Raw genomic sequence first — 10,287 nt, 5'->3', positions numbered from 1 at the left:
TCCGTACCCACACCGGCGCTCCACTGCCAGCCGCCGTTGTTGGCGGCCAGATCCCCGTCCACCAGCTTCTGCATAAAGTAGCGCTCTCCCCAGCGCCAGTCGATGAGCAGATCTTTGGTTAGAAAGCTGGCCACGATCATGCGGCAGCGGTTGTGCATCCAGCCGGTCTCGTTGAGCTGGCGCATGGCCGCATCTACGATGGGGTAGCCCGTCTCTCCGGCGCACCAGGCCTGAAACCAGTCCTGCCGGTTGTCCCACTCCAGCGCATCAAAAGCTCGCCGGTAGGCGCCGCTCTCCACGTAGGGCCAGTGGGCTAAGACATGCTTGTAAAACTCGCGCCAGCACAGCTCCTGCCGCCACGTGCGCAAGCTGCTCTCGGCCTCTTCACTGCGCACCTCTGCTTCCACCTCCCGCGTGGCCTGCCACACCTGGCGAATGCCGATGGTTCCCCAGCACAGGTGGGGGCTGAGGAGAGAGGTGCCCTGTTCAGCTGGGAAATTGCGGGCCCGCTCATAGTCGAAAATGCGCAGGCCCTGACAAAAATCCTCCAGCAGCGCTTGGGCTGCCCTCTCGCCTGATGTCGGGATCCGCTGGTTGCAGACAGAGCCCAGATCCGCCAAGGTGGGCAGAGGTTGAGCTTTCAGGCTTGGCAGCGGCTGGAGCTCCTTGGGAATGGGGAAGGGATCCGGCTTGGGCAAGCTGGACCAGCGGCGCCAGAAAGGGGTAAAAACCGAGTAGGGCTCCCCCGCCTGGGTCAATACTTCCCCCGGCCCGTGCAGCAGCATATCTTGATAAGAAAAAGACAGGATCCCGGCTGCCGTCAAGCTAGCCCGCACCTGACTCTCCTGCTGCCGGGCCAAGGGATCCAGATCCTCGTTCCAAAACACGGCCTGCGCCCCCAGCTCGGTGGCCAACTGCCGCAGCTCCACCGCCGGATCCCCCCGCCGCCAGAGGAGCGGGATCCCCATCTGGGCGTAGCGCTCCTGCAGCTCCTGCAATGCCTGAAGGAGAAACGCCACCCTGGCTGGGGCCATATCCGCCCGTTGCAAAACCTGCGGGTCGAAAACGAAAACCGGCACCACCTGGGAGCTGCGCTGCGCCGCCGCATGAAGGGCTGTGTTGTCTGCTAGCCGCAGATCGCGGCGATGCCAAATCAAAACCGGGGAAGTCATAGGCTACTGAGGGACGGGATCCCATCTTGGCCGGTTCCCACCACCCCTTTCAACTCATTCCCCCCTCCCGGACAGCCAGGAGCTAGACTGTGAAGAACCTTAAAGGGCTCTGTCAAAGCTCTGGACGGTCGAGCAGCCGGCTGGGACAATAGCGGCAGCGTTCATCTGGCTTTTGTTGGCCATCGCTGTACCCCATTGCATAAGCTGTATCCCCCAACATCACCACCAATTGAGTTAGCTTCAGGGAGAGCAAGGGGTCAAGCGGCTCTGTGACATTCAGCATAAACTGCTCAATGGAGCGCCGCAGGGCCTCTGGCGTCTTGATCATCACGTCTCCATCCATCCATCGATGGCTTTAGGTATTCATACTCAAGGCAAGGTGGACATGGATTCAAGATAAAGGTAGAAGAGAGAGATGCTCGTAGCATCGGCTACTGTTCTGGGGATCGAGCCGACGCGGACTCTGCTCCACACCGGCCAGAGCCGGTTTGCGGATGAGCGGTAACCTAGGTATCCAAAAATGGCGACAGCGCGACGGGTGGCACGGGTAGCCGAGCTGATCAAACGGGAGGTCAGCCAAATCCTGCTCTCGGAGATCAAAGATGACCGCGTGGGGGCGGGCATGGTCAGCATTGTGGATGTCGAGGTTTCCAATGACTTGCAAAATGCCCGCATCTTCGTCAGCATCTATGGCGATGAAGCGGCCCAGCAGCAGACCATGGAGGGGCTGGCCTCTGCCACTTCCTTCGTGCGGCGGGAAATCGGTCAGCGCCTCGGCCTGCGACGGGTGCCGACGGTGGTGTTTTTGCAGGATCGCTCTTTGGAGCGGGGATCCCGCGTTCTGGCTCTGCTTAACCAACTGAAACGGGACGCCGAAACCAAGCAGGAGGGATCCTCATCTAAGAACCAGGAAACGGTTGAAGAGGGCAGTGAGGGCGAAGCAGAGGAGTTGGGTAACCGATAGCTGCCCTATTTTGTGAGCAGGCGCTACCTGTCTCCCAGCCCTACAGGCTGCAAACGGGCGGAAGCTTTGGTTTCCTGCCTGAACGGGCAACCCCTGCTGCCCCCCGACTCTGGCCATCTGCTTTTGCACTGCAAAGACTCTGCTCTAGTCCCCTTGCCTATGGCAGCACCCCAACGGCTCCAGAAACTTTTGGCTCAGCAGGGCTTGGCCTCCCGCCGCCAGGTGGAAGCCTGGATCCTAGCCGGACGCATTCGAGTCAATGGGAAGGTGGTCACCGAGCTGGGCTTTAAAGCCGATCCGGAACGGGATCGCGTCGAGGTGGATGGACGGGTGATCCCCTTCAGGGATCCCGTCCGCTACGTTTTGCTCCTGCACAAGCCCCTGGGAGTCTTGTCCACCTGTAGGGATCCCTGGGGACGCAAGACTGTCTTGGATCTGCTCCCACCACCCTGGAACCGGCAGATCCGTCTCTACCCGGTAGGCCGATTAGACGCCGACAGCAGTGGGGCCCTGCTTCTGACTAACGACGGCGACCTGACGCTGAAGCTGACCCATCCGCGCTACCATCTGCCCAAGACCTATCTTGTGCAGGTGCAGGGGCGGCCCAGCCAAGCCACTCTGCAACGGTGGCGGGAGGGCGTCGACTTGGATGGGTCTACCACTTTGCCGGCAGAGGTGGAGTTTTGTGATCCGCCCCCTTTTGGAAGAACCTCCAACTCCTCTTGGCTGAGGGTAGTCCTATTTGAAGGCCGCAACCGGCAAATTCGGCGGGTGGCCGAGCAGCTGGGCCATCCTGTGCTCAGCTTACACCGGGAGGCGATTGGCCCGCTGCGTCTAGGCAACCTAAAGCCAGGTCAGTTTCGCCTGTTGCAGCCGCAGGAGGTTCAGGCTTTGCTAGCCCCGTTTGCGGTCACTAACGGCTCAGCTCTGTCCAGAAGCGCCTCTTTTCACTCCTCCTCTCCCTCTTCATAATCTTTAGCGGGGGGAACTTTGTGCCCATCCTCTCTTTTGCAGGTAGCCAAACGATGCAAGAGTCGGAACGCTCTAAGGACTCTGTCCCGCCAACGGGATTGGAAGCCCTGGGATCCCTGTTGCGGCAAACACGGGAGGCACGGGGGCTGACGTTGACAGATGTAGCCAACGATACCTTCATCCGCTCCCAATATCTGCAGGCCCTGGAGGAAGCCGACTTGAGCCGGTTGCCGGAGCCGGTCTATGTGCAAGGCTTCCTCAAGCGCTATGCCAACTATCTGGGGCTGGATGGCGAGGCTTTATCTCGGCAAGCTTTGCCACTCCTATCTGCCAAAACGCCCCATGCGCTCCCTCCTCTTACTGCTGTTGGCGAACAGCTGGGCTTTGCCCTGCGCCCCTTTCACCTCTGGGCCGCCTATGTGGTGCTGGTCGTGCTGGCGGTGGGAGGGCTGTCGGCTCTTTTGGACGGCACCGGCAACCCCTTTGGGCATTGGCTGGCCAGCAGGTCAAGCGGCGAGGGATCCCAGTCGCAGCCGCAAGCAGCTAACTCCCCTGGGCGCAGCCCAGAACCGACCCTTCGCCAGATGTTTCCCACGCTGGATCAGTGGACGCGCATCCAGGGGGTTTTCCCTGACGTGTTGGAGGCCCATACGGAGGGGACGCGGCGCAAGCCGGTGCGCCTTGATATTCGCGTGGTAGAGCGTCCCTCCTGGCTACGAGTCATCGCCGATGGAAAAACCGTTTTTGAGGCCACCCTGCAGCCGGGGGCAGAGCTGAACTGGGAAGCCGAGCGATCAATTGTGCTGCGTACCGGCAATGCCGGCGGGGTGTTGGTGACCTTCAACGACCGCCATCTGGGGGTGATGGGAAGGTTTGGAGAGGTGAAAGAGCTGATGTTTGAGCCGGGGCTAGATATTCAATCCTTCCAATCCTTGCAATAGGGACCCGGCTCGGCCGGAGGGGCTAAAGGCCTTGATTGGGTTGAGGTAGGGCAGAAGCGATTTGCCACCCTTGGGATCCCAACTGCTGCAGCAGACGCCGGACTTTGTCCAGATCTTTGTCGCCCGGTTGGTGCTCGACGCCGCTGGAGAGATCAATGCCGCTAGGCTGGAGGTAGCTGAGGGCCTGCAGAACATTGTCTGGGGTGAGGCCACCGGCCAGCAGCCAGGGCAGGGGCAGGGAGCGGTGGGCCAACTCTGGCCAGTTGAGGGTTTGCCCAGTGCCACCTGCCCGCTGTGGGTGATAGGCGTCCAGAAGCAGAGCCTCCACACAGTCGCCGTAGAGGTGGGCTGCCTCCAGATCTGCCGGCTGGCGAATGCGCAGGGCCTTGATGCGGCGAATGCCGGGGAGCCATTCTCCCAGTTGCCGGCACTCTTCTGGCGATTCCTGGCCGTGGAGCTGAACAGCCGTGAGGCCGCCCACTTCCACCCAGGTGGCAATCGTACGGGGATCCTGATCCACAAAGACCCCCACCTTTTCCACATGTCCGGGCAGGGATCCCAGCCAGCCCGCTGCCGAGAGAGGCAAATAGCGCGGCGTGTTGGGCACTGCGATAAACCCAAGAGCGCTCACCCCCAGCGCAGCGATAGCCTCCGCTTGATCCTGGCGAGTGATGCCGCAGATTTTGACAAACAACCGGCCCATTGGGACGACAATCCCCTACTTTTGGTCGGGGCGCATTTGCAGACGATCCGGCTGTGCTGGATGAAGCGTGTTGATCCGGCGCACCATTTGCCACAGCCGCCCAAAGTTGCGTTGGTTAAAATGCATCACCAGCCTTGGCAAATGGGCAATCTCTTCCTCTGCTTCTTCCGGCAAAGCCTCAGTTTGCTCGATTCGGCCCGAGTCGAGAATGTCGGCAAACTCTTCGTTTAAGATATCCAGAGCCTGGGGCGAGAGCTTGGCATTCAAGCGCAAAACCAGCAGTTCCCGCACATAGCGATTGCTGTGAAAGATGCGATAAAAATCGACGATCTGCTGGCAGGCATCCCCTACATCGTCAGTTAAGGTGTATAAGAAGAGATCTTCTGGGCTAATCAGGCCGCGGCTGAGTAGATGCTCCCGCACATATTCATCCCATTCTTTCCAGTAGCAACCGCCCTTCTTGTCCACCAGCACCAAGGGCATGAGCTTGGTTTTACCGGTTTGCATCAAGGTCAGACATTCAAAAGCCTCATCCTGCGTACCAAAGCCACCGGGGAAAAGCACCAGCGCATCGGTTTCTTTGACAAAAAAGAGCTTGCGTGAAAAGAAATACTTAAAGTTAATGACCCGATCGCTGGCAGCAATCACAGGATTGGCCATCTGCTCGAAGGGAAGCTGGATATTCAGCCCAAACGAGTTTTCCAGCCCTGCCCCCCGATTGCCGGCTTCCATGATTCCACTGCCGCCCCCCGTCAGCACCATGAACCCTCGCTGGCTGATGCAGTGGGCGAACAACTGTGCCTGTCGGTATTCCGGGCTGTCCGGCCCTACCCGTGCCGACCCAAAAACTGTTACCTTGCGCTGATGGACATAGTTCTGGAAGGCCGCAAACCCTTGCTCTAGATCCTCAAGCGTGGCCGCCAGGATCTTGGCGTCCAAGCGGCTGAGATTCAGAGATCCCATCCGCTGCAGTGACTGCAAAATGCGCAGCCAAGCCGTCCGGTTGGGGTGATGCTCCAACTGCTTCAGACGAGTCTCAGCGTTGGAGAAAATCTCCTGGAGAAGAGAAGAAAGGGAATCAGCCAAGCCAGGATCCAGAGTTCTCTGTTATTACTTTACTGCAATAGGCTATCGACGGTGAACGCCCCCCAGCACTCATCTTCGTTGAGTCAACGCAAAATGGCTTACACCACGCTGCGCGAGCCGATAGAGTGCGGGCTTCACGCTTCACAGACTTGTTGGTACAGAGGTCTCAGAGTGCCACTGCCGTGGGATCCACGGTGGGAAACTCTCCAGAGATTTAACTTGTTCTCCTCACTTGTAGCACAAGCAGCTGTTACCCCGACACTGATTGGCTCTTGAGTTAACACAATTCACCAATCAATACAGTGCGGCGCTTGCCGCCGATTAAGCTAAATGCTACTTAGGCTTTACTCCCGAATCCAGACGTAGCGCTCTGAAGCACTGACAGTCGCTCCTCCTGCCCGGATCTTAGTCCTCAGCAGGCGTGTCAAAGTGCTTCTCCAGAATTGTGGTTAGAGTTGCCTTAGGCACAGCGCCGACCACCACATCTACCTTCTGGCCTCCCTTGAAGAGCATCAAGGTGGGAATGCTGCGAATGCCATACTGGCTGGCAGTTTGGGGATTCTCGTCCGTATTGATTTTCACGACCTTAACCTTGCCGGCATACTGCTCGGCTATCTCCTGAACCACAGGAGCTACCATCCGGCATGGGCCACACCAGGGCGCCCAAAAATCCACCAAGACTGGGATATCGCTACGCAGCACCTCTGCCTCAAAGGTAGCATCAGCAACATCTATTGCTGCAGACATGCTTGGAGAACTCCTGAAACAGTACGTACCCGTCACTTAGAGCGATCCTATCATAACTTTCTGGGCTTCTGTTCTAGGCCGCAGCAGGCACCTACAATTTTTGCCAGAGGGTTGGGCTGAACAGGCGAGCTTTTCCCAACCTGAGCGGGGTATTCTGGAGTGGAAGAGGGAGAAAGCGTGCAGGCGCCGATGGCATTTGAGCTCGGGCCAGAAGGAGGCAATCAGGCTGCAGCCGAGAAGCGGACTTCCGTCCAGGAAGTAGCTGTGGATTTTATTCGCCACGGCATAGCCGAAGAAGCACAAGCGGGAGTGGAGGACGCTTTCCGCGCCTTGACCGACGAGGGACGCAAGCGCTGCCGCAAAATTGCCCGCCAACTCAAGGAGATGGGTTGGAAGTGGGATCTCCTGCTCACCAGCCCCCTTGTGAGGGCGCGGCAGACGGCGGAGATTTTTTTCCACGAGAACTTGGCCGAAGCTCTAGAAGTGTTTGAGCCCCTGGCCCCGGACGGCAGCTTCACCGACCTGGTGCGCTGGCAGGCGGAGCGGGATCCCTTCACGTCTCTGGCCTTGGTCGGCCACCAGCCGGATCTGAGCCTGTGGATACAGGCAGCTATTGGCCTACTGCCGACCAATCCCCAGGCTATTACCCTCAAAAAGGCAGGCTTGGCCCAGGTGCGCTTTGCAGAAGGCCGTATCGACTATTGCCAGGGATCCCTGACGTTGTTGCTTTCTCCCAAAGTGATATTGCGCTGACTCTGCCCTACCTGATGTAGCCGTGCGAACGTGGCAGCTAGCGTTAACTTTTGTTAAGGTGGTGCAAACCCCAGCCGTAGGGAGCATTTCACGATGGCCAAGATCTTCACCCCTGAATTCAACCAGTTTGAGACCATCAACGCCACTCAGGCGTGGTCTTTGTTTTTTACCATTAGCACTTCTGACCGGCTCCTGGGCGAAGACCCGACTGTTGGCCGCTACATTACGCTAGCCCTGTTCAGTGCCATCCTCAGCGGGATCCTGAATGTGCTGCTGGCGTCCTAGTGGGCGGACAGCCTGTGGTTTTCTGAGACCTTGGTCTTTTGCGTTGTTAAGAGCCCGCTGGCAGTGACGGCTTGGCCTGAGGCAAGGGGGATCCTGCTCTCAGGTTTTTTGCTTTTGAATGGGAAAGGATCCCTTGTTTTTTCTCTGGGTTCTTCTCATGAGCGCTTCTGAGATGGGTTCCGTAGAAACCGGACGTCTGGCGGCGGCCGTGCCCGCCGAGCTGCCGTTGCTGCTGGCGCCGGCGGGGGACTGGGAGTGTGCCAAGGCGGCGGTGGAAAACGGAGCCGATGCCATCTATTTCGGGCTGGAACGGTTTAATGCCCGCATGCGCGCCCGCAACTTCACCGAGGCGGATTTGCCGGAGCTGATGGCCTGGCTGCACCAGCGCGGGGTGCGGGGCTACGTAACTTTAAATACCTTGGTCTTTCCTGAGGAGCTGGAGGAGGCGGAACGGTACATCCGCGCCATGACGGCAGCAGGGGTGGACGCTGTCATTGTGCAGGATGTCGGCATTGCCCGGCTGGTTCGGCATCTTTCTCCCGATTTCCCCCTCCACGCCTCGACGCAGATGACCATTACCAGTGGCGTGGGAGCCGAGTTTGCCGCCGAGCTGGGCTGTGAGGTGGTGGTGCTGGCGCGGGAGTGTTCCCTTAAGGAAATAGCCAAGATCCGCGCCCATCTGGAAGAGAAGGGATCCCCAATTGCTCTGGAGGTGTTTGTCCATGGGGCCCTCTGCGTGGCCTATTCCGGGCAATGTCTAACCAGCGAGGCGCTGGGGGGACGTTCGGCCAACCGCGGAGAATGTGCCCAGGCCTGCCGCCTGCCTTACGAGCTGGTGGTAGACGGGATCCGGCGTGATCTAGGGGAGAAGCGGTATCTGCTCAGCCCCCAGGATTTGGCCGGGCTGGAGGTGCTGCCGGAGCTGGTCAAGCTGGGGATCCACTGCCTAAAAATTGAGGGCCGCCTGAAATCGCCGGAATATGTAGCCAATGTAACGCGCATCTATCGGCGGGCCTTGGACGCCTTGGGAGCAGGGCAGGCGTGGCAGCCCTCAACTCAGGAGTGGTATGAGCTGGAGATGAGCTTTTCCCGCGGGCTGTATACCGGCTGGCTGCGGGGCATCAACAACCAAGAGCTGGTGCATGCCCGTTTTGGCAAAAAGCGGGGGGTTTACTTAGGGCAGGTGCTGGGGATCCAAGGGGAGCGGGTGGGGGTACGCCTAGAAGCCCCCCTCAAGGCGGGGGATGGTGTGGTGTTTGACCAGGGGGAGCCGGAGCTGCCGGAGCAGGGGGGGCGAGTCTACCGTGTGCAAGAGCAGCAGGGGTTGGCCTGGCTTTGCTTTGCTCCGGGGGCAATTGACTGCAAACGCCTACGGGTGGGGGATCGCCTCTGGAAAACCAGTGACCCAGAGCTGGAGAAACGCCTGCGCCAGAGCTACGCCGGGGATCAGCCCCGCTTCCGACGCCCCGTTCACCTGGAAGTCCACGGCCAGGCCGGCCTGCCCCTGACGCTGATTTTGCGGGATGAAGAGGGCCACACAGTGCGGGTGGACTCCCCTGTGCCCTTGCAGCCTGCCCACCACCAACCCCTCACCGACGAGAAGCTGCAACAGCAACTGGGCCGGCTGGGGGGCACGCCCTTTCGCCTGGGATCCCTGCACAATGCCCTGAAGGGGAAAGTGATGCTGCCGGTGAGCGTCCTCAACCAGATGCGTCGCCAGGCGGTGGAGCAGTTGCAGGCGCTGCGGGCCCGGCCCCGCCGCTGGCACTTTAACCCTAACGCCCACTGGCAAGACCTGCTGCCCCCCCCAGAGCAAGCCGAGCCGGGATCGCCCCAGCTTGTGGTCTTGGTGCGGGATCCGGAGCAGTTGCCGGCAGTGATTGCCTGTGGCATCCGCCAGATCTACCTGGAGTTGGAGGATCCCCGCTGCTACCGGGAAGTTATCCGCGCTACCAAGGCCGCTCACCCTGAGGTGGAGCTGTGGGTGGCCCCGCCCCGCATTACCAAGCCGGGAGAAAGCTGGATCCTCAAACAGGTGTTGGCAGCAGGAGCCGATGGCTATCTGGTGCGCAACTACGACCACCTGCGCTTTTTTGCCAACCAGCGCTGTATCGGCGATTTTTCTCTGAACGTGGCCAACCCCATCACCGCTCACTATTTCAAAAGCCGCTACCGCCTGGAGCGCCTGACGGCCTCCTATGACCTCAACCACGAGCAACTGGGATCCCTGCTGCAAGCTGGCCCCGCCCACTGGTACGAGGTTACCATCCACCAGCACATGCCCCTGTTTCACATGGAGCACTGCGTCTTCTGCGCCTTTTTGTCGAGCGGCACGGATTACACCAATTGTGGCCGCCCCTGCGAAAAACACGAGGTAAAGCTAAGGGACAGGGCTAATGTTGAGCACATTTTGAAAGCTGACGCTGGCTGCCGCAACACCCTCTACAATGGCAAAGCCCAAACTGGGGCCGAATATGTGCAAAAACTGCTGGATCTGGGGCTGCGCTATCTGCGCATCGAGTTCCTCCAGGAGTCTCCTGCGGAGATCCAACAAACTCTGCGTTGTTACCAGCAACTCCTTCAGGGCCAGATGAGTGGCTCTCAACTGTGGCGCCAGCTGAAGCTCCACAGCCAGCTAGGGGTAACACGCGGTTCTCTGGAAAG

11 protein-coding genes and 1 pseudogene are annotated in these 10,287 nt (G+C 59.5%); 7 read left to right on the top strand and 5 right to left on the bottom strand.

Features of this window, described 5'->3' with window-relative positions; genetic code table 11:
• Together NW852_RS04505 and NW852_RS04500 are read right to left on the bottom strand one after the other, a co-directional pair.
• The coding region (locus tag NW852_RS04505) for a cryptochrome/photolyase family protein (protein WP_414426493.1) at window positions 1-1,172 on the bottom strand (1,172 nt) is incomplete at its 3' end.
• Between the two features lie 112 nt (window positions 1,173-1,284).
• Window positions 1,285-1,515, bottom strand: a complete 231-nt coding sequence (locus NW852_RS04500) for a hypothetical protein (RefSeq protein ID WP_414385034.1) — start codon at window positions 1,513-1,515, stop codon at window positions 1,285-1,287.
• Window positions 1,516-1,692: 177 nt separating this feature from the next.
• Between NW852_RS04500 and rbfA the strand changes: the two genes are divergently transcribed.
• The 4 genes and pseudogenes from rbfA to NW852_RS04480 all read left to right on the top strand — a co-directional run bounded on the left by rbfA (window position 1,693) and on the right by NW852_RS04480 (window position 4,049).
• Entirely contained in the window at window positions 1,693-2,136 is a 444-nt protein-coding gene (gene rbfA, locus NW852_RS04495; protein ID WP_414372779.1) for a 30S ribosome-binding factor RbfA, read from the top strand.
• A gap of 159 nt (window positions 2,137-2,295) precedes the next feature.
• Window positions 2,296-3,108 carry a pseudouridine synthase gene (locus tag NW852_RS04490; protein WP_414372787.1) on the top strand — a complete coding sequence of 271 codons (813 nt, stop codon included), beginning with the start codon at window positions 2,296-2,298 and terminating at the stop codon, window positions 3,106-3,108.
• A 53-nt stretch (window positions 3,109-3,161) separates the two neighbouring features.
• Window positions 3,162-3,398 (top strand): annotated as a pseudogene (locus tag NW852_RS04485) (helix-turn-helix domain-containing protein); the annotation flags it as partial.
• A 294-nt stretch (window positions 3,399-3,692) separates the two neighbouring features.
• Window positions 3,693-4,049, top strand: a complete 357-nt coding sequence (locus NW852_RS04480; protein WP_414366333.1) for a DUF4115 domain-containing protein — start codon at window positions 3,693-3,695, stop codon at window positions 4,047-4,049.
• Window positions 4,050-4,071: 22 nt separating this feature from the next.
• Here the strand turns inward: NW852_RS04480 and NW852_RS04475 are convergent, their stop codons facing one another.
• From NW852_RS04475 to trxA, 3 genes are all read right to left on the bottom strand, one after another.
• The gene (locus NW852_RS04475; protein ID WP_414372777.1) at window positions 4,072-4,752 is read right to left on the bottom strand and encodes a phosphoribosylanthranilate isomerase; all 681 of its coding nucleotides are present in this window, start codon (window positions 4,750-4,752) and stop codon (window positions 4,072-4,074) included.
• Window positions 4,753-4,767: 15 nt separating this feature from the next.
• Complete coding sequence (locus NW852_RS04470) at window positions 4,768-5,838, bottom strand: TIGR00730 family Rossman fold protein (protein WP_414426492.1); 1,071 nt, start codon at window positions 5,836-5,838, stop codon at window positions 4,768-4,770.
• Window positions 5,839-6,243: 405 nt separating this feature from the next.
• On the bottom strand, window positions 6,244-6,585 hold the full coding sequence (gene trxA, locus NW852_RS04465) for a thioredoxin (protein WP_414372773.1): 342 nt from the start codon (window positions 6,583-6,585) through the stop codon (window positions 6,244-6,246).
• 189 nt (window positions 6,586-6,774) lie between these two features.
• On the opposite strand from trxA, the gene sixA reads away from it, so the two are divergent.
• The 3 genes from sixA to NW852_RS04450 form a co-directional block, all read left to right on the top strand.
• Window positions 6,775-7,338 (top strand): phosphohistidine phosphatase SixA, encoded by a 564-nt coding sequence (gene sixA, locus NW852_RS04460; protein ID WP_414366325.1) that lies wholly within the window; start codon window positions 6,775-6,777, stop codon window positions 7,336-7,338.
• Window positions 7,339-7,431: 93 nt separating this feature from the next.
• Complete coding sequence (locus tag NW852_RS04455) at window positions 7,432-7,623, top strand: hypothetical protein (protein WP_414366327.1); 192 nt, start codon at window positions 7,432-7,434, stop codon at window positions 7,621-7,623.
• Window positions 7,624-7,780: 157 nt separating this feature from the next.
• Window positions 7,781-10,287: DUF3656 domain-containing U32 family peptidase (locus tag NW852_RS04450; protein WP_414426491.1), on the top strand; the 2,507-nt coding region annotated here is incomplete at its 3' end.

Source organism: Synechococcus sp. H60.1 (assembly GCF_047462335.1).
GTDB lineage: Bacteria > Cyanobacteriota > Cyanobacteriia > Thermostichales > Thermostichaceae > Thermostichus.
This window is presented reverse-complemented; position numbering and strand designations above follow the sequence as displayed.